The following is a 19,055-nucleotide window of genomic DNA, read 5'->3' on the forward strand; positions in this document are numbered from 1 at the left end:
TGTGGGACGTCCTCTCGTGACACTGCTTGCCCGCCGTGGTGACGGGCCGGGTCTAGCCCGGGAGCACCCCGCATGTGCCGGGGGTTGCTGCCTCGCCTGCCGGGCCAGACGGCGAGGCTCGTGACCTGGGCCGGAGAGTCCGCCCGGACCGCGCGCAAGTCAACGGGCGGTCAGCGCCGTCTCACATCGCGGGAAGCGCTGCTCCGGGGGCCGGGCCCGCGTTCGTGAGACGAACGGCCGCCGTCGTTGACGACCCCCCGGGCCCCACCTACGGTGCGCGGCGGTCCCGAGCTCCGCCGTCTGGCTCGGCAGGCGGAGCGGCAACCCCCAGACACCGGCGGGGTGCCCCCGAGCACGACCTGGCGGCCGCACCCGCGGTCGCAAGCGATGTCCCCCTGGAAGGAACCATGACCGACATCCTGCACATCGCCCTCGAGGTGGACGGCGCGGGCCAGCACCCCGCCGCGCACCTGCTCGCGCCGCACACCACGCCCGCGACGCCGCCGGGCCGGCCCGGAGTCACCCCCGACGCGCACCGCGTCCGGACGGTCACCGCGGCGGCGGAGAACGCGGGCGTCACGTTCGTGACGTTCGACGACTCCCTGACCCCCGCCCCCGGGCGCGCGGCGCACCGGATCGACGCCGTGACCCGCGCCGCGTTCGTCGCGCCGCTCACCTCGCGGCTCGGACTCGTGCCGCTGGTCCACCCGGCGGTGACCGAGCCGTTCCACGTCGCGAGCCAGCTCGCGGCGCTGGACCACGCGAGCCGCGGCCGCGCCGGCTGGCTGGTCGGCACGGGACCGGTGCCGGGCGCCCGGCGCGCGCTCGACCGGCCCGTCGCGGACGGCGAGGACCTCGTGGCCGAGACCGTCGACGTCGTGACGGTCGTGCGGGATCTGTGGGACTCGTGGGACGACGACGCCACCATCCGCGACACCGCGACCGGCCGGTACATCGACCGCGAGCGCCTGCACTACGTCGACTTCGCGAGCGGTGGTGACGGCCCGTTCGCCTCTCCTGCGCTGCGCTCCGCTCCCGACGGCGCCCGGGCTCCCTTCACCGTCAAGGGACCGCTGATCGTGCCCCGAGGGCCCCAGGGCCAAGCCGTGGTCGTCGGGCGGGTGGGCACCGTCCCGGGCGCGCTGCTCGACGTGGCGCTCGTGCCGGACCTGGCGGACGTCGACGCCGCCCGCGGGGACGGCGTCGCTCGCGTCCTCGTCGACCTGACCGTCACGCTGGACGCGGCGGGCACGCCCGGTACGGCTCGACGCGACCAGCTCGACGCGCTCGTGCCCGGCACGACCACGGGGCTCGCCTATACCGGCGACGCGGCCGGCCTGGTCGCGCTGCTGCTCGATCTGCGCGGCGTCGTGGACGGCGTGCGCATCCTGCCGTCGGTGCTGGACGACGACCTGCCCGTGCTCGTGCGCGACGTCCTCCCGGCCCTGCGCGTCGCCCGCGCCGTGCCCGTCCCCCGGCCCGGTGCGACCCTGCGCGACACCCTCGGCCTGCCCCGACCCGCGTCCCGCTTCGCCGCGACGGCCTGAGAAGGAGACCGCCATGACCGACCGCTTCCCGCACGCCCACGTGCACCTCGGAGTCTTCTTCCAGGGCGTCAACCACTCGACCATCTGGTCCGACCCCGCCAGCGGCTCGCAGCTCGACTTCGAGACGTTCCGCCAGGTGGTGCAGACCGCCGAGCGCGGCCTGTTCGACGCCTTCTTCCTGGGCGAGGGGCTGCGCCTGCGCGAGCAGAACGGGCTCCTGCACGACCTCGACGTGGTGGGCCGCCCCGACGCCATCACGCAGCTGGCGGCGCTCGCCGCGGTCACCACGCACATCGGGCTGGCCGCCACGCAGAACGTCACCTACAACGACCCGGCCGACCTGGCGCGTCGCCTCGCGAGCCTGCACGCGCTCTCGGGCGGCCGCGCCGCGTGGAACATCGTCACCACGGACAACGCCTGGACCGGGGAGAACTTCCGGCGCGGCGGCTGGCTGCACCACTCGCAGCGCTATGAGCGGGCCGCGGAGTTCGTCCAGGCGGCCCAGGCCATCTGGGACGGCTTCGGCTCGACCGTGAGGTACGCCGCGTCGACCGTCGAGCTCGAGGTGCAGCCCACCGTCGAGCTCGCCGACCACCCGGTGCTCTTCCAGGCCGGCGACTCGCCCGACGGACGCGACTTCGCGGCGCGGCACGCCGAGGTCATCTTCTCGGCCCACGGCACGGACTTCGACGACGCACTCGGGTTCGCCGACGACATCCGCGCGCGGCTGCGGGCGGCGGGGCGGCCGGAGGACGACATCAAGGTCCTGCCGAGCACCCAGTTCATCCTCGCGGCGACGGACGAGGAGGCACGGGAGAAGGCCCGGTGGGTCAAGGAGCAGCAGGTCACGCCCGCGACCGCCCTCTCGCTGCTGGGCCAGGTGTGGGGCGAGGACCTGTCGTCGTACGACCCGGACGGCCCGCTGCCGGCGCACGACCCCGCGATCACGCAGGTCAGCGAGACGCGCGGCTCGCCGCGGCCGGGTGCCGACCCGCGCGCCGTGGCCCGCGCCTGGCGCGAGCGGGCCGAGGCCGAGCACCTCACGATCCGCCAGCTCGTGCTCGCCCAGGACCGGCAGCGTGGCTTCGTCGGCAGCGTCGAGTCGGTCGCCGACGAGCTCGTCCGCTGGGTGCGCTCGGGGGCCACCGACGGCTTCAACATCACGCCGTGGCTGGTGCCGACCGGGCTCGACGACGTGGTGGACCTGCTCGTCCCGGCCTTGCAGGAGCGCGGGGCGTACCGCACCGAGTACACGAGCACGTCGCTGCGCGACCACCTCGGCCTGCGTGCACCCGTGCCGCACCGGGCGGTGCTCGTCGGCGCCTAGCACGCAGGCACCTGTCGCAGAGCACGATGAAGCCCGCCCCCGGTCCGTCGACCGGGGGCGGGCTTCTTCCTCGTGTCAGGCAGTCGCAGCGCGTGCGGATGCCGACGTCGCCGAGGCCAACCCCCAGGCCTCGGCGAGGAGCTCGAACGAGCGGACGGTGTCCGCCTTGTCGTGCGTGCTCGTGGTGACCAGGAGCTCGTCGGCTCCGGTCGCGCGCTGGAGCGCCTCGAGCCGCTCGACCACCGTGGCCGGGCTGCCCACCACGCGCGACGAGATGCGGTCCAGCAGCAGCTCGCGCTCGTCGTCCGGCCGCTCCTCCCACGGTGTCGTCGTGCCGGGGCGTGGGTACGCGATCGCACCCGTGCCCTTGCGGATCGACCACACCCAGGCGGCATGCGGGTCGGCGAGGCGCTCGGCCTCCGCGTCGGTCGCGGCGGCGAGGACGTCCACCGACACGACGACGTAGGGAGCGGCGAGCACGCCTGGCCGGAACGCCTCGCGGTACGACGCGACCGTCTCGAGCACCGTGGACGGGCTCACGTGGAAGTTCGCCGCGAGCGGCAGGCCGAGGGCACCCGCGACGCGCGCACTGTCGCCCCCGCTGCTGGCGAGGACCCACAGGTCGAACGCGGCGTCGTGCACGGGCGGGCTCACGAACGAGGTCCCGGCCGTGTCGACGTGCTCGGACGCCTGCAGCCGGAGCACCAGCTCGAGCTCGGCACGGAAGTCGCCGGGCGTGCGGTTCGCCCCGAGCGCCTGGGCGTGGGCGGCGAACCGCTCGCGCAGGTTCGCCGAGCGGAAGTCGAACGGCGGCGTCGCGGGCACGTGCAGGCCGTCGACGACGCGTGCGGGCGTCGCCGGCACCGGTGCGGGCGCGGCGGCGGGCGTCGCGCCTGCGGGCGGCGGCACGAACGCACGGCCGAGCCCGAGGTCGACCCGTCCGGGGTGCAGCGCGGCGATCGTGCCGAACTGCTCCGCGGCGATCACGGGGCTCGTGGTGCTGAGCAGCACGGCGCCCGAGCCGACGCGGATGCGCGACGTGCGCGACGCGGCGAGCGCGGCGAGCACGGCCGGCGACGCCGAGGCGACCCCGGGCGACAGGTGGTGCTCCGCGTACCAGACCCGCCGGTAGCCCCACCCGTCAGCCTGCACGGCGAGGTCGACGGAGGCGCGGATCGCGTCGGCGCCGGTGCTGCCCTCGCTCACGGTCGCCAGGTCGAGGATGGACAGCGGGACGCGCGTCCCGCCGACCTGGTCCTGGGCGGCTGGGCGGCTCTCGGTGGCGGTCGTCATCGGGTCCTCGTCTCTCCGGTGGTTCGGTCTGTCGAGTGGCGGCCGAGCGCGAAGCGGGGTGCCGCGCGGGCCTCGTCGTCGGTCGCGAGGTCGGCCAGCAGGCGGCCGATCGCGGGGGCGAACTTGAACCCGTGCCCCGAGAAGCCCGCCGCGACGACGACGCGGCCCCGGCGATCGAGCACGAAGTCGTGGTCCGGCGTGGTGGTGTACGTGCACGAGATGGGCTCGAGCAGGTCGGGGTCCGCGCCCGGGATCCACGCGCGGACGTAGTCGCGCAACGTCGCGAGCTGCCCTGGTTCGGGCGTGAACGTGCGGTGGTCGGGATCGGTGACGGGTCCCACCCCGTGGAAGCCGACCTTGACCCCCTCCCCCGGCACCGCGAGCCCGTACGTGCCGCTCGGGTAGTCGTGCGGCTCGCGAGGCTGGTGGGTGAAGACGGGCCAGTCGTCGGCCGGCGCCGACGCCGGGCGGAGGCGGAAGTGGGCCGGCTGCTCCTGGGTCACCACGAGCGGGGGCAGGCCGTTGCCCGCGCCCAGCAGGCCGGCCGTCCACGCACCCGCCGCGACCACGACCGACCGGGCGGTGAGGGGTCCGTCGTCGGTGTCGACCACCACGGCGTCGGCGCGCTCGTGCAGTGCCCGGGCCGGCGAGTCGTACCGGACGGACGCACCGTGCGCGGCCGCAGCACGCTGGAACGCGGCGACCGCGCGGTCGGCGTGCAGCCGTCCCGCCGTCGCGCTCTCGTGCAGCACGGGCCCGTCGAACCGCAGCCCGGGCCACCGCTCGTGCGCTTCTTGCGGCGACAGCCACGCGAACGGCACGCCGCGCGCGGTGAACGCCTCCGCGATCTCGGCGAGGTCGGCGCGGCCCGTCCCATGGCTCACGCCACCGGTGAGGGTGAGCAGCTGCGAGCCAGACGCGGCCTCGAGCTCGCGCCAGAGCCCCAGGGCCTCCTGGGTCAGGTCCAGGTAGTCGTCGGACGCGTACGTGGTGCGGTAGATCCGCGACGAGCCGTGCGACGCCCCCTGGAGGTGCCCGGGACCGAACCGCTCGAGCAGGACGACCTCCCGGCCGCGCCTGGCCAGCTGCCAGGCTGCCGCGGCACCCATGACCCCGCCGCCGACGACCACGTGGTCGACCGTCATCGTTCTCCTCACGGCGTGGGCTGCTGGAAACACGTGCTGGACAAGGTTGCTGCGCCGCGCCGGGTCAGCGTCCCCCGACTCCTCCCGGCGCGGCGCAGCGGCTCGTCAGGACTCCTTGGGGAGCCCAGGGGGGTTGGTCTCGGACTTCGTGATCGCCTCGGCGGTCAGGCCCCAGCGCTCGAGCACCTTGGCGTAGGAGCCGTCCTCGAACGCGTGGTTGAGCGCCGCCGTGATGGCGGGGGCCAGGTCGTTGCCCTTCTTGGTGCCCACCGCGATCTGCGCGGTCGCGGGCCAGCCGCCGTTGAGCGTGCCGACCACCGTGAAGTCCTTCGGCGAGACGGCGGCCTTGTACGCGGCCGTCGCGTTGGGACCGAAAGAGGTGTCGATGCGGCCGGACTGGAGCGCCAGGATCGTGTCGCCGTCGTTCTCGAAGTACTCGATCTTGACGGGCTTGAGCCCGGCGGCCTTGTTCTCCTTGTCCCACTCGAGCAGGATCTTCTCCTGGTTGGTGCCCGAGCCGACGGCGACCGTGAGCCCCTCGATGTCCGCGGGCTTCTCGATCTTGGCGGGCACCTTCGTGTTGCCCGTCTTCACGAGCCAGCCGAGCTCGTCGTTGCGGTACGAGGAGAAGTCGATCGTCTCCTTGCGCTCCTCGGTCACGGTCACGTTCGAGACGATCGCGTCGACCTTGCCCGACGACAGCGCCAGCGGCCAGTCCGCCCACGCGGTGACCTCCCACTCGACCTTCTTGCCGAGCGCGTCACCCACGAGCTGCGCGATGTCCGTCTCGTTCCCGATCGGCGTCTTCTCGTCGTCCGCGAGGAACGCGAGCGGCGCGACGTACGCGCTGACGGCCACCTTGAGGGTGTCCTTGTCCTTGTAGGCCGCCGGGAGCAGCGCGATCGCCGCGTCGTCCTTGGTGGTGTGGATGCGGTCCTGGTCCGGCGAGGTGTTGACCGTCAGGCCGGCCTTCTGGGCCGCCGCCTGCTGGTCGCTGTCGGTGTCGCTGTCGGCCGAGGCCGAGGAGCAGGCCGCGAGCCCCGCGACGAGCGGGAGGACGACGGCAGCGGCGAGCAGCCTGCTGCGACGGGGGTCGGTCGTGCGGGTCATCGTGGTGCCTCTCAGGATGCGTTGACGGGTGGTGCGGGATACCGGCCCGGCGGTCGCCGGGCAGGGGGTCAGAGGACCTTGTCGAGGAAGGCCTTGGTGCGCTCGTGCGCGGGGTGGTCGAGGACCTGGGCCGGCGGCCCCTGCTCGACGATCCGGCCGGCGTCGATGAACACGACGGTGTCGGCCAGCTCGCGGGCGAAGCCGATCTCGTGGGTGACGACGATCATCGTGGTGCCGCCGCGCGCGAGGTCCTTGATGACGTCGAGCACCTCACCGACCAGCTCGGGGTCGAGCGCCGAGGTGGGCTCGTCGAACAGCAGCACCTTGGGGCGCGTGGCCAGCGCGCGGGCGATCGCCACACGCTGCTGCTGGCCACCGGACAGCTGGCGCGGCCGCGCGTCGGCCTTGTCGCCGAGCCCCACGCGCTCGAGCAGCGCCCTGGCCTCCGGCTCGACCTCCGAGCGCGGACGTCCCTGCGCCGAGACGGGCGCCTCGACGACGTTCTCGAGCGCGGTCAGGTGCGGGAAGAGGTTGAAGCTCTGGAAGACGAACCCGATGCGCGTGCGCTGGCGCAGGATGTCCTTCTCCTTGAGCTCGCGCAGCGTGTCGCCCTTGCGGGCGTAGCCGATGAGGTCGCCGTCGATCGCGACGAACCCGCGGTCCACCTTCTCCAGGTGGTTGATCACGCGCAGCAGGGTGGACTTCCCCGAGCCGGACGGCCCGATCACGACCGTCACCTCGCCGGGTCGGACCACGAGGTCGACGCCCGAGAGCACCTCGAGGGTCCCGTAGCTCTTGTGCACGCCGTGGACCTCGACGAGGCCCTCGCGCTGCTCGGTGGTGGCGGTCATACGAGTCCTCCGACGTCGCGGCTGGACGGGGTGCTCCCGCGTCGCAGCAGGTGTCCGGTGGTGCGGTTGGCGCTCGCCCAGCCCGCGGGGACGCTGGCCGGGACGGGCGCGCCGCGCAGCCGCGCCCACGCCACCAGCAGCGACCACCGCGCCTTCTGCACGGGGGTGGGCGGCAGCGTCCGCAGCGCACCGCGGGCGTAGTAGCGCTCCAGGTAGAACTGGGCGATGGTCAGCACGGTGGTCAGGACCAGGTACCAGATGGCGGCCACGAGCAGCAGGGGGACCACGCGCAGGTTGCGCCCGTAGATGACGCCGACGGTGTAGAACAGCTCGCCGTACGCGAGCACGTACACCACCGAGGTGCCCTTGAGCAGGCCGATGATCTCGTTGACCGACGTGGGCACGATGGTGCGCATGGCCTGCGGGAGCACGATGCGGACCTGCTGCCGGGCACGCGGGATCCCGAGCGCGGCGGCGGCCTCGTGCTGGCCCTGGTCGACGCCGATGATCCCCGCCCGGACGATCTCCGCGGAGTAGGCGGCCTGGGACAGGCCCAGGCCCAGGATGGCCGCGCCGAACTTCCCGACGAGGTTCCCGGTCTCGAACTCGTGGAAGCCCGGCCCGAAGGGGATGCCCGCCGTGAGGGTCGGGTAGAGGTAGGCGAGGTTGTACCAGAGCAGCAGCTGCAGGATCAGCGGCACGGAGCGGAACACCCAGATGTACAGCCAGGCGACCGACTGCAGGAGCGGCGAGCGCGACAGCCGCATGAGCGCGAGCACGGTGCCGAGCCCGAAGCCGATCACCGCCGCGGCGACCGTGAGGCGGATGGTGCCCCACACGCCCGACAGGATCGAGGGCCACGTGAGGTACTGCCGCACGATGTCCCAGCCCCACTGCGCGTTGGTGACCAGCGAGCTGATCACCATCGCGAGCAGCACCGCGACCACGGCGGTCGCGATCCACCGGCCGGGGTGGCGAGCAGGCAGGACGCGGAGCCTCTCGAGCTCCTCGCGACCCGCGGCGGGCACGGGCGCGGAGGGACGGGCCAGCGTGGGTGCGCTCATCGGACCGGCCGCCGCTCGCCCGCGGTGACGGCGAACGGCACGTGGTTGCCCTCGACGGGTGCCGGGCACGTGCCGAAGTCGCTGAACGCGTACGGCAGGTTCACCGCGCGGTTGAGGTCGAGCCGGACCGTCGCGTCACCCGGGACGGCCGACGCGAAGGCGACCCGCCACTCGGCGACGTCCGCCGACTCGTCCGAGAACAGCAGCCCCACCTCGCCGTCGCGGTGCCCGGCGGTCAGCCGCAGCGTCGCGACGTCGTCGCCGTGCACCAGGTCGACCTCGCCGACGAGCTGCACGTGGTGCACGAGGCCGAGCTGAGCGGCACCCACGACGGCCGGGCGCGGCTCCGCGTACCAGCGGGCCGGCGCGTCGATCACCCACCGGGAGTCGTACGCGGCGATCGGGACACCGGTGAACCCGGCGCGGCTCGCAGCGCGCGGGTCGCGTACCCGCACCGCCGTGCGGCCCGTGCGGCGGATGGCCTCGACCACGACGTCGGCCGGCTCTCCGTCGGCGTCGCGGAAGGCCAGCACCGAGGACGACTTGCCCTCGGCGACGGCCACGGCGGCCTCGCCGTCGAGTGCCGCGCCGTCGTACCTGACGCCGTCCGCGAGCGCGGCACGGACGTGTGCCGTCCCGTCGCGGTCGGACCACCACAGGCCGGGCACGCCGGGGAGCTCCGACGGGCCCGCGGGCAGCCAGTGCAGCGCCACGAGCGACAGCCAGCCGTGCGGTTCGAGCAGCGCTCGCTCGCGCTCGGCGTGCCAGTCGGCCCGCTCGGTGGCGGGGTCGGTGTCGATCACGGTGCTGGTCATGACGGTTCCTCTCGGAGGCAGCCTGCGAGTGCGGGGTACGGCGGCGGGGCTCGGGAGGCATCGAGCCGCCCGCGGGTGGCGTCGACGACCCGTGAGGGACGGGCGCACGCCCTGACGGCGGACGGTCAGCGGTGCCGGCTCGGCGTGGGGGGGCCACGCGGAGGGGGTCAGCGACCCGGACAGCCCTGGGGGCTGGCGACGCCCGGACACGAGGCGGCGGAGACGACGGCGGCGCGTGCAGGCAGGGACGAGGGAACGCGCTGCGCGTCCCGCCCGTCGACCCGTGCCTGCCGGCTCATCTGCGTCCCTCTCGAATATCCGACCGGTTCAGTCGGCTTATCTGACGGACGGGACATTAGGCAGCGGAGGCAGTCTCGTCAACCACCGAGATGCGCCGTCCGAATCCTGAGACGGCTCTGACCGCCCCTTGACCAGGCCGCCCGGCCTTCCTACCTTCGCCGCGGTCTCGAGCCCCGACGACAAGCCCTGGCTGGTCGGGCAGCAACCCTCCGGACGTGGCGGGGTGCTCCAGGTGACGACCGGGCACGGCAACCGCCGTGCAAGCACGCAAGTCCCCACGCGAGGAGCTCGCATGCCCGATGCTGTCCGCCCGTCGGCGGTGACCCCATGACCCGCTACCTGCTGCGCCGGCTCGCCCTCGCCGCCGGCGTCCTGCTGGCCGCCTACACGGTGACGTTCCTCGTCCTCTACGCGCTGCCCGGCGATCCCGTCTCGATCATGTACGGCGGCGAGTCCAGCGACGTGACACCCGACCAGCTCGACGCGCTCCGCGCGGAGCACGGCCTCGACCAGCCCCTCGTCGTCCAGTACCTGACCCAGCTCGGCCACGCGCTGCGCGGCGATCTGGGCGACTCCGTGGTCAGCGGCCAGCCCGTCACGCAGCTCCTCGGGTCCGCCCTTCCGCCCACCGCGCAGATCGCCGGACTGGCGCTGCTCGTCGCGGTGCTGGCCGGGGGCTCGCTCGCCGTCGTCGCGACCGCCACCCGCAGCAGGCGGCTGTCCGGCTTCCTGCTCTCGCTGCCGCCTCTCGGCGTGGCGATCCCCTCCTTCTGGTTCGGCCTGACCCTCGTGCAGTGGTTCTCGTTCCAGATCCCGCTCTTCCCCGCGCTGGGCAACCAGGGCTTCGCGTCGGCCGTCCTTCCCGCCGTCACGCTGGCACTGCCGACCTCCGCGCTCATCGCGCAGATGCTGTCGCGGAGCCTGCTGCACACCCTCCGCGAGCCGTACGTCGACACGGCGCTGGCCAAGGGGGCCGGTCGAGCGCGGGTGCACCTGCGGCACGCGCTGCGCAACGCGGCCCTCCCCGCCCTGACGGTGACCGGGCTCGTCGTGGGCGGGCTGCTCTCGGGTGCCGTCGTCACGGAGACGGTGTTCTCCCGCGCGGGCATCGGCCGGCTCACCGCGACGTCCGTCTCCGCCCAGGACATCCCGGTCGTGCAGGGCGTCGTCCTCGTGGCGGCGACCGTGTACGTCCTGGTGAACCTGCTGATCGACGTCATCTACCCGCTCCTCGACCCCCGCATCGTGACGGGCGCGCGCCGCCGCGTCGCACCGCCCACCGCGCCGTCGCCCTCACCCACGCAGGCGCACGGGTCCGACGCCGACCAGGCGGCTGCACGCGTCGCCGTCCCCGCGGGAGGTACCCGATGAGCAGCCTCGACGCCCTGCGCGCGGCCGAGCGCGGCCCGCAGCAGCCCACCGAGGAGTTCGTGCCGACCGCGCTGGACCCGGACGCCCGCGCCGACGCGTTCGCCGCCACGGCCACGGACCGGTTCGCCGACGCCGTGCTCGAGCGCGAGGACGACCTCGTGCACCGCGGGCCGTGGCGCACCCGCCTCGAGGAGCTCGTGCGCAAGCCCGGCCTCCTGCTGGCGCTCGCCTGGTCCCTCGCGGTCCTGGTCGCCGCGTTCGCCCCGTCGCTGCTCGCCCCGGGGGACCCGCTGTCCGGCGTGCCCGCCGACAAGCTGCAGCCGCCCTCGGCGGAGCACTGGTTCGGGACGGACCAGCTGGGTCGGGACCTGTACACGCGCGTCGTGCACGGCACCCAGCTGACGCTCGAGGCCGCGCTCACGGCGGTCCTCGTCGGCCTCGTGGTCGGTGCCGTGATCGGGCTCGTCGCCGGGTTCGTCGGCGGGGTCGTCGACGACGTCGCGATGCGCGTGGTCGACGTGCTGCTGTCCATCCCCGCGCTGCTGCTCTCGCTCGCACTCATCACGGTGCTCGGGTTCGGCACCATCAACGTGGCGATCGCCGTCGGGCTCGCGAACGTCGCCTCGGTCTCGCGCATCATGCGTTCCGAGGTGCTGCGCGTGCGGACGTCGACCTTCGTCGAGGCCTCCCACGCGGGCGGGAGCCGCTGGTGGACCACGCTGGGCCAGCACGTGCTGCCCAACGCCGCGGGCCCGGTGGTCGTCCTGGCCGCACTCGAGCTGGGCGGAGCGGTCCTCGCCGTCTCGTCCCTGTCCTTCCTGGGCTACGGCGAGCCGCCGCCGGCACCCGAGTGGGGCGCGCTCGTGGCCGGCGGGCGCGACTACCTGAGCACCTCCTGGTGGCTGACCACGCTGCCCGGACTGACCATCGTCGCCACCGTGCTGGCCGCCGGCCGCATCTCCCGCGCGCTCGACGGAGACCCGGGGAGCAACCGATGACCGCCGCATCCGACCGCCTCCTCACGGTCGCCGACCTCGCCGTCACCTATCGCACGCGCCACGGCGACGTGCGCGCGGTGCGAGACGTCTCGCTGCACGTCGACTCCGGCGAGACGGTCGCCGTGGTGGGCGAGTCCGGCTCGGGCAAGTCGACCACGGCCGCGGCCGTCGTGCGCCTGCTGGCGCCGGCAGCGCGCATCGAGCGCGGCACGATCGACCTGCTCGGGCGCGACGTCGCGAGCGCCTCGCAGCGCGAGCTGCAGGCCGTGCGCGGCCTGCTCGTCGGGCTCGTCCCCCAGGACCCGACCGTGTCGCTCAACCCGGTGAAGCGGATCGGCGAGCAGGTCGCCGAGGTGCTGCGGATCCACGGGCTCGCGGACCGGCGGGTCGCGGCCGTCGAGGCCGTCGAGGCGTTGCGCCGCGCGGGCCTCTCCGACCCGGAGATCCGTGCGCGCCAGTACCCGCACGAGCTGTCGGGTGGCATGCGGCAGCGCGTGCTCATCGCGATCGCCCTGGTGGCGAAGCCCCGCCTGCTCGTCGCGGACGAGCCCACGAGCGCGCTCGACGTGACCGTGCAGCGCCAGATCCTCGACCACCTCGACGAGCTCACGAGCCAGACGAGCACGGGCGTCCTGCTCATCACGCACGACCTCGGCGTGGCGGCCGACCGCGCGGACCGCATCGTGGTCATGTCCCGGGGCCGCGTGGTCGAGACCGGCACGCCCGACGAGGTGCTCGGCGCGCCCCGCGAGGCCTACACCAAGGCGCTCCTCGCGGCGGCACCCTCGCTGCGGGGTGCGCGGCGCACGCCGGTGGCGAGCGCACCCGCGGCCGACGCGCCCGCCGCCCTCGAGGTGCGCGGCCTGGTCAAGGACTTCCCGCTGCCCCGCTCCGGTGGCGGCGGGACCCTGCGCGCGGTCGACGACGTCTCCTTCCGCGTGGCGCGCGGGCGCACGCTCGCGCTGGTCGGCGAGTCGGGCTCCGGCAAGTCGACGACGGCGCGCCTCGCGCTGCGGCTGGCCGAGCCGACGGCCGGCCAGGTGCTGGTGGGCGGCGACGACGTGAGCCACACGCGCGGCTCCGCCCTGCGGGCGCTGCGCAGGCAGATGCAGGTGGTCTACCAGAACCCGTACTCGTCGCTCGACCCGCGCTGGACAGTCGAGCGGATCGTCGCCGAGCCGCTGCGCGCGTTCGGCGTCGGCGACCGGCGCGAGCGCGCGGCCCGAGCGGCCGAGCTCGCGGAGCTCGTCGCGCTCCCCGCCTCCGTGCTGCGCCGCAGGCCGGCCGAGCTCTCCGGTGGGCAGCGTCAGCGCGTCGCCATCGCGCGCGCCCTGTCGGTGAGGCCGGACCTCGTGGTGCTCGACGAGCCGGTCTCGGCGCTGGACGTGTCCGTCCAGGCGCAGATCCTCGACCTGCTCGGCGAGCTCCAGCGCGAGCTCGGCGTGACGTACCTGTTCATCTCGCACGACCTCGCGGTGGTGCGCCAGGTCGCGCACGAGGTCGTCGTGCTCCAGCACGGGCGCGTCGTCGAGTCCGGCGACGTGGAGCACGTGTTCGCGAGCCCGCAGCACGCATACACGGCCGAGCTGCTCGCCGCGATCCCCGGCACCCACCGGCCCCTGGCGGGCACCGCCGCGGGCCCGGCGCGAGGAGGTGAGCGATGACCGCCTGTTGTCCCGGCCGTCGCTGCACCCGGCGCTGACGCGCCCCTCCCCTCCCACCCCTTCCTCTGGAGACCGCCATGTCCTTGCGTCCCCGTCCCTCCCGCACCCTGCGCGTGGCCCTCGCCGCCGCCGTGCTCGCCCTCGCCCTGACGGCGTGCAGCGGCGAGGAGTCGCCCTCCGCCGACCCGTCCGGCTCGGCCTCGGCGTCCTCGGCCACGCCCGTCGACGGCGGCGACCTCACGTTCGCCATCGGCAACGACCCGATCTCGCTCAACCCGTCCGGCATCGGCTCGGGCAACGACACGCTCTACGTGACGCGTCAGCTCGTCGACTCCCTCGTGTGGCAGGACCCGGCCGACGGCTCCCTCAAGCCCTGGCTCGCCACGGCGTGGAAGGCCAACGCCGAGCAGACCGAGTTCACGTTCACGCTGCGCGACGGCGTGACGTTCTCGGACGGCACGCCGTTCACGGCCGCGTCGGTCAAGGCCAACTTCGACGACACGGCGGCCGCCGGCGCCAAGAGCTCTGCCGTCGGCAACTTCATCGGCTACAAGGGCACGACCGTGGTCGACGACCACACCGTGACCGTCGCGTTCGAGTCGCCCAACGCCGCCTTCCCGCAGGCGACCAGCACCGTCGCGCTCGGCTTCGTCGCCGACTCCACGCTCGCCATCCCGTACGACGACCGCGCGTCGGGCACCGGCGTCATCGGCACCGGCCCGTTCGTGCTGGACCACTACACCAAGGACACCGAGACCGTCCTCACCGCGCGCGACGGCTACGCCTGGAGCCCGCAGGACCGCGACGGCGCCGGGGCACCGCACCTCGCGAAGGTCACGTTCCAGGTGGCCCCCGAGGCCAGCGTCCGGACGGGCTCCCTGACCTCGGGCCAGGTCCAGGTGATCGGCGGCGTGCAGCCCACCGACATCGCGACGCTCGAGCAGGCCGGCCTGACGCTCGTGCACCGCGCCAACCCCGGCATCACGTTCGGCCTGACCTTCAACGGGGCGTCCCCGTTCGGCAAGGACCCCGCGGTGCGCGAGGCGATCTCGCTCGCCGTGAACCCCACCGAGATCCGCGACACGGCGCTCACCGAGGGCTTCGCCGTGGCCGTGAGCCCGCTCGCGAGCACGACGCCCGACGTCGCCGACGAGAGCGCGCACCTCGTGACCGACCCGGCGAAGGCCGCCTCGGTGCTGGAGGCCGACGGCTGGGCCAAGGGCAGCGACGGCATCTACGCCAAGGCCGGCACCAAGCTCGCCCCCACGCTGGTCTGGATCACCAACTTCGGGCCCAACCAGACGTCGGTCGAGCTGATCCAGTCCGAGCTCAAGGCGGTCGGCATCGACGCGAAGCTCTGGTCGGGCACCGTGCCGGACTTCCAGGCCAAGCTCGCCGCGGGTGACTTCGACCTGGTGTGGGGCAACCTCTCCCGCGCCGACGGAGACGTGCTGCGCACGCAGTACACGACCCAGGGCACCAACTTCTACAAGATCGACGACCCGGAGCTCGAGAAGCTGCTGCAGGACCAGCTCGCGGCCGGCGACCCGGCGGAGCGCAGCAGCCTGCTCGCGCAGGCGCAGGAGCGGCTCGTCACGCAGCACCACGTGGTCCCCGTGCACGAGCTGACCACCTACCTGGGGCTCTCGGACAAGGCCCACGGCATCGAGCTGGGAGCGGACTCGCGCCTCGACCAGCTGACGACGGCCTGGGTGGGCTGACACCCCCGGCACAGCGAGAGGGGGCGGGCCCGCAGCACGCGGGTCCGCCCTCGTCGTCGTGCCCGCGCGGTGCACGGGCGAGGAGTCAGCGCCGCCGGCGCACCAGCACCAGGTCGTCCCGGTGCACCAGCTCCCGGTCGTAGCCGGGGCCGAGCTCGACCCGCAGGTCCGAGGTGGCGCGACCGAGCAGCCGTGGGACCTCGTCGGACCCGTACTGCACCAGGCCACGGGCCACGACAACCCCCGCGGAGGTCACGAGCTCGACGGGGTCGCCCGCCTCGAACTCCCCCTCGAAGCCGGTCACGCCCGCGGGCAGCAGGGACGTCCGGCGCTCGACGACCGCGCGCACGGCACCCTCGTCGAGGACCAGGCGCCCGTGGGCCTTGGCCGCGTGCGCGAGCCACAGCAGGCGGATCGACGAGCGCCGCCCGGTCGCGGCGAACCAGGTGCCGACATCGTCGCCGGCCAGCGCGCCCGCGGCCTGCGCGGCCGACGTGAGCACCACGGGGATGCCCGACTGCGTGGCGATGGCGACCGAGTCGAGCTTGGTCACCATGCCCCCCGTGCCGACCGCGCTCCCCCGGGAGCTGACGTCGATCCCGTCGAGGTCTGCCGGGCCCTCGACCCGCTCGATCCGGCGCGAGCCCGGCCGCGACGGCGGGCCGGTGTACAGCGCGTCGACGTCGGTGAGCAGCACCAGGGCGTCGGCGTGCACGAGGTGCGAGACCAGCGCGGCGAGCCGGTCGTTGTCACCGAACCGGATCTCCTCGGTCGCGACCGCGTCGTTCTCGTTGATCACCGGGACCACACCGAGGTCGAGCAGGCGCGTCAGGGCCCGGTGCGCGTTGCGGTAGTGCCCGCGGCGCACGGTGTCGTCGGCCGTGAGCAGCACCTGCCCGACGCGCAGGCCGTGCTCCCCGAAGGCGCGCGCGTAGTGCGCGACCAGCAGCCCCTGGCCCACCGACGCCGCGGCCTGCTGCGTGGCGAGGTCGCGCGGGCGAGCGGGCAGACCGAGCGGGCCGATGGCGGCCGCGATCGCACCCGAGGAGACGAGCACCACCTGCCCGCCGGCGGCCCGACGCGCGGCCAGGACGTCGACCAGCGCGCGGAGCCGCGCGGGGTCGAGGCGACCGTCCGGGCTGGTCAACGACGACGAGCCCACCTTGACCACCACGCGCGCCGCCGCGGGCAGCTGCTGACGCTCGATCAGGGCGGGGGCGGTCACCCCCGCATTGTGCCCCGGCCCGCGCGCGCCGTCCGGCACCATCCGACGCGCGGACGGCACGGCTCCCGGCAGACCACCGGCCCGACGCGAGGTCGCGCCGGGCCGGTCAGGTCCGTGCTCTGCTGCCGGTGCGCGCCGTCAGGCGTCGTCCGCGGGGTCGGCCCAGTGGCCCTGCTCGCGCTCGGTCCACAGCTCCTCGCGGGCGAGGGCCTTGGCGTCCATGCGCTCCTTGTACTCGATGCGCTTCTCGCCGCGGGTCGGACGCGTGCGCTCCTCGATCCGCACGTCGGTGCCGCGGGGGCCGCCCAGCAGCTCCGAGCCGGTGAGCATGGTGGGCTCCCAGTCGAAGACGACGGAGTTGTGGTCGGGACCGATCCGCACCTCGTCGCCCGCCACCGCGCCGGTCGCGAACAGCCGCTCCTCGATGCCGAGCCGCGCCAACCGGTCGGCCAGGTACCCGACCGCCTCGTCGTTGGAGAAGTCCGTCTGACGCACCCAGCGCTCGGGCTTCTCCCCGCGCACGGCGAACCAGACCGCACCGCCGCTCTCGCGCCGCGTGACCGTGAAGCCCGCGTCGTCGACCGCCTTGGGCCGCAGCACCACGCGCGTCGCCTCCGGCACGGGCGCGTCGCGACGCGCCTTCTCCACCAGCTCGGCCAGCGCGAACGTCAGCGGGCGCAGGCCCTCGTGCGACGCCGTCGAGATCTCGAAGACCTTCATGCCGCGCGCCTCGAGCTCGGGCTTGACCAGCTCGGCCAGGTCCCGCGCCTCGGGCACGTCGATCTTGTTGAGCACGACGATGCGGGGCCGCTGGTCGAGCGGGACGCGACCGCCCTCGATGCCGAGGTCGCCCGCGTAGTGCGCGAGCTCCGCCTCGATCACGTCCAGGTCGGAGATCGGGTCGCGGTCCGGCTCGAGCGTCGCGCAGTCGAGCACGTGCACCAGCACGGCGCAGCGCTCGATGTGGCGCAGGAACTCGAGGCCGAGACCCTTGCCCTGCGACGCCCCGGGGATCAGGCCGGGGACGTCCGCCACCGTGTAGCGGGCCGATCCGGCCTGCACCACCCCGAGGTTGGGGATGAGCGTCGTGAAGGGGTAGTCCGCGATCTTGGGCCGGGCCGCGGAGATCGCCGCGACGAGGCTCGACTTGCCGGCGCTCGGATAGCCGACGAGCGCCACGTCGGCGATCGTCTTGAGCTCGAGCACCACGTCGAGCTGCTCCCCGGGCTCCCCCAGGAGCGCGAACCCGGGCGCCTTGCGGCGCGGGGAGGCCAGCGCGGCGTTCCCGAGCCCGCCGCGGCCGCCGGCGGCCACGACGAACTGCGCGCCCGTGCCCACGAGGTCGGCGAGCACCTCGCCGTCGGTCGACTTCACCACGGTGCCGTCCGGCACGCCGAGCACCAGGTCCGCCCCCGTGCTGCCCGCGCGGTGGTCGCCCATGCCCTGCGTGCCGCTGGGGGCGTGCCGGTGCGGCAGGTGGTGAAACTCGAGCAGCGTGGTGACCTGCGGGTCGACCTGCAGGATCACGGAGCCGCCGTTGCCGCCGTTCCCGCCGTCGGGCCCCGCCAGGGGCTTGAACTTCTCGCGGTGGATGGACGCACAGCCGTGCCCACCGTCACCGCCGGCCGCGTACAGCACGACCCGGTCGACGAATGTCGCCACAGCTGTTCCTCCTTCGCTCTACGTTCGGTCTACACGACGAAGGGGCGCACCGCACCGGTGCGCCCCTTCGTACGAGAATTCGTGGTGCTGCTCAGACCTCTGGGGTCACGCCTCGACGGCCACGATGTCGATGACCTTGCGGCCACGACGCGTGCCGAAGGTGACCGCACCGGGGGTCAGCGCGAACAGCGTGTCGTCGCCGCCACGGCCGACGTTGACGCCGGGGTGGAAGTGGGTGCCGCGCTGGCGGACGATGATCTCGCCGGCCTTGACGACCTGGCCACCGAAGCGCTTGACGCCCAGGCGCTGGGCGTTCGAGTCCCGGCCGTTGCGCGAGGAGCTCGCGCCCTTCTTGTGTGCCATGACGAACCTGCTTTCGTGCTCAGAAGATGGGGGCCGCGGCCCGACGGCCGCGGTGCGAGATCAGGAGATGCCGGTGACCTTGAGGCGGGTCAGCTGCTGGCGGTGACCCTTGCGCACGCGGTAGCCCGTCTTGTTCTTGTACTTGAGGATGTCGATCTTGGGACCCTTCTCGTCCCGCACGACCTCCGCCGTCACCGTCACCTTGGCCAGGGCCTTGGCGTCGGTGGTGATCTTGTCACCGTCGACCAGCAGCAGCGCCGGCAGCTCGACCGAGGCGCCCGCCGCGGCGGCGAGACGGTCGACAACAACGATGTCGCCGACGGCGACCTTCTCCTGGCGGCCGCCAGCCTTCACGATCGCGTACACCACGTTGCTGCTCATCTCTGCTCGTCGAACTGCTTGCTGTCTGCGGGTGCCGCGCCGGCACCCGCGCACGACCCGTCCGACCGGCCGGAACCGGTGGGGTGCGGGGTTCGCATAGGCGCCGCAGCGGCGGCACGGTGATCGGCGCGCACCAGACGCGCCGACAGTCCAGGGTACGGACCCAGCACCCCAGGGTCAAACCTGGACGGCGGCACTCGGGCCCGTCCGGTCCCCGA

The 19,055-nt window shown here is 73.9% G+C and carries 16 protein-coding genes and 3 riboswitches; of the genes, 6 read left to right on the forward strand and 10 right to left on the reverse strand.

The window, feature by feature from the left end; genetic code table 11:
• Nucleotides 1-17 precede the first annotated feature (17 nt).
• Nucleotides 18-126, reverse strand: a riboswitch (SAM riboswitch).
• 156 nt (nt 127-282) lie between these two features.
• Nucleotides 283-393, forward strand: a riboswitch (SAM riboswitch).
• 14 nt (nt 394-407) lie between these two features.
• Both QRT05_RS10005 and QRT05_RS10010 read left to right on the forward strand, forming a co-directional pair.
• Nucleotides 408-1,547, forward strand: coding sequence for an LLM class flavin-dependent oxidoreductase (locus tag QRT05_RS10005; RefSeq protein WP_289447065.1), 1,140 nt, complete (start codon nt 408-410; stop codon nt 1,545-1,547).
• Between the two features lie 13 nt (nt 1,548-1,560).
• Nucleotides 1,561-2,874, forward strand: a complete 1,314-nt coding sequence (locus tag QRT05_RS10010; protein ID WP_289447066.1) for an LLM class flavin-dependent oxidoreductase — start codon at nt 1,561-1,563, stop codon at nt 2,872-2,874.
• Between the two features lie 75 nt (nt 2,875-2,949).
• Here the strand turns inward: QRT05_RS10010 and QRT05_RS10015 are convergent, their stop codons facing one another.
• The 6 genes from QRT05_RS10015 to QRT05_RS10040 form a co-directional block, all read right to left on the reverse strand.
• Nucleotides 2,950-4,167: an LLM class flavin-dependent oxidoreductase gene (locus QRT05_RS10015; protein WP_289447067.1), complete on the reverse strand. Its 1,218-nt coding sequence runs from the start codon at nt 4,165-4,167 to the stop codon at nt 2,950-2,952.
• Nucleotides 4,164-5,312 (reverse strand): N-methyl-L-tryptophan oxidase, encoded by a 1,149-nt coding sequence (solA, locus tag QRT05_RS10020; RefSeq protein ID WP_289447070.1) that lies wholly within the window; start codon nt 5,310-5,312, stop codon nt 4,164-4,166. Before solA ends, QRT05_RS10015 begins: the two co-directional genes overlap by 4 nt.
• Before the next feature lie 105 nt (nt 5,313-5,417).
• Nucleotides 5,418-6,422, reverse strand: coding sequence for an ABC transporter substrate-binding protein (locus QRT05_RS10025; RefSeq protein WP_289447072.1), 1,005 nt, complete (start codon nt 6,420-6,422; stop codon nt 5,418-5,420).
• Nucleotides 6,423-6,490: 68 nt separating this feature from the next.
• On the reverse strand, nt 6,491-7,273 hold the full coding sequence (locus tag QRT05_RS10030; RefSeq protein WP_289447074.1) for an amino acid ABC transporter ATP-binding protein: 783 nt from the start codon (nt 7,271-7,273) through the stop codon (nt 6,491-6,493).
• The gene (locus QRT05_RS10035) at nt 7,270-8,337 is read right to left on the reverse strand and encodes an amino acid ABC transporter permease (RefSeq protein ID WP_289447075.1); all 1,068 of its coding nucleotides are present in this window, start codon (nt 8,335-8,337) and stop codon (nt 7,270-7,272) included. The genes QRT05_RS10030 and QRT05_RS10035 overlap by 4 nt, the downstream gene beginning before the upstream one ends.
• Nucleotides 8,334-9,152 carry a DUF1684 domain-containing protein gene (locus tag QRT05_RS10040; protein ID WP_289447076.1) on the reverse strand — a complete coding sequence of 273 codons (819 nt, stop codon included), beginning with the start codon at nt 9,150-9,152 and terminating at the stop codon, nt 8,334-8,336. The genes QRT05_RS10035 and QRT05_RS10040 overlap by 4 nt, the downstream gene beginning before the upstream one ends.
• A gap of 462 nt (nt 9,153-9,614) precedes the next feature.
• Nucleotides 9,615-9,724: riboswitch (SAM riboswitch) on the forward strand.
• A gap of 55 nt (nt 9,725-9,779) precedes the next feature.
• Between QRT05_RS10040 and QRT05_RS10045 the strand changes: the two genes are divergently transcribed.
• From QRT05_RS10045 to QRT05_RS10060, 4 genes are all read left to right on the forward strand, one after another.
• Nucleotides 9,780-10,823, forward strand: a complete 1,044-nt coding sequence (locus tag QRT05_RS10045; RefSeq protein ID WP_289447079.1) for an ABC transporter permease — start codon at nt 9,780-9,782, stop codon at nt 10,821-10,823.
• Nucleotides 10,820-11,821 (forward strand): ABC transporter permease, encoded by a 1,002-nt coding sequence (locus QRT05_RS10050; protein WP_289447080.1) that lies wholly within the window; start codon nt 10,820-10,822, stop codon nt 11,819-11,821. The genes QRT05_RS10045 and QRT05_RS10050 overlap by 4 nt, the downstream gene beginning before the upstream one ends.
• Nucleotides 11,818-13,485 carry a dipeptide ABC transporter ATP-binding protein gene (locus tag QRT05_RS10055; RefSeq protein ID WP_289447081.1) on the forward strand — a complete coding sequence of 556 codons (1,668 nt, stop codon included), beginning with the start codon at nt 11,818-11,820 and terminating at the stop codon, nt 13,483-13,485. The genes QRT05_RS10050 and QRT05_RS10055 overlap by 4 nt, the downstream gene beginning before the upstream one ends.
• 77 nt (nt 13,486-13,562) lie before the next feature.
• Nucleotides 13,563-15,206, forward strand: a complete 1,644-nt coding sequence (locus tag QRT05_RS10060) for an ABC transporter substrate-binding protein (RefSeq protein WP_289447083.1) — start codon at nt 13,563-13,565, stop codon at nt 15,204-15,206.
• 85 nt (nt 15,207-15,291) lie between these two features.
• On the opposite strand, the gene proB is transcribed toward QRT05_RS10060, so the two are convergent.
• From proB to rplU, 4 genes are all read right to left on the reverse strand, one after another.
• Complete coding sequence (proB, locus tag QRT05_RS10065) at nt 15,292-16,431, reverse strand: glutamate 5-kinase (RefSeq protein WP_289447085.1); 1,140 nt, start codon at nt 16,429-16,431, stop codon at nt 15,292-15,294.
• A 138-nt stretch (nt 16,432-16,569) separates the two neighbouring features.
• A complete protein-coding gene (obgE, locus tag QRT05_RS10070) occupies nt 16,570-18,093 on the reverse strand; it encodes a GTPase ObgE (RefSeq protein WP_289447087.1) in 1,524 nt (507 codons plus the stop codon).
• Nucleotides 18,094-18,198: 105 nt separating this feature from the next.
• Complete coding sequence (gene rpmA / locus QRT05_RS10075; RefSeq protein ID WP_123370011.1) at nt 18,199-18,456, reverse strand: 50S ribosomal protein L27; 258 nt, start codon at nt 18,454-18,456, stop codon at nt 18,199-18,201.
• A 60-nt stretch (nt 18,457-18,516) separates the two neighbouring features.
• On the reverse strand, nt 18,517-18,825 hold the full coding sequence (gene rplU, locus QRT05_RS10080) for a 50S ribosomal protein L21 (RefSeq protein ID WP_289447400.1): 309 nt from the start codon (nt 18,823-18,825) through the stop codon (nt 18,517-18,519).
• Nucleotides 18,826-19,055: the final 230 nt, after the last annotated feature.

Origin of the sequence: Cellulomonas edaphi (genome assembly GCF_030362815.1) — a bacterium.
Classification (GTDB): Bacteria; Actinomycetota; Actinomycetes; order Actinomycetales; family Cellulomonadaceae; genus Cellulomonas; species Cellulomonas edaphi.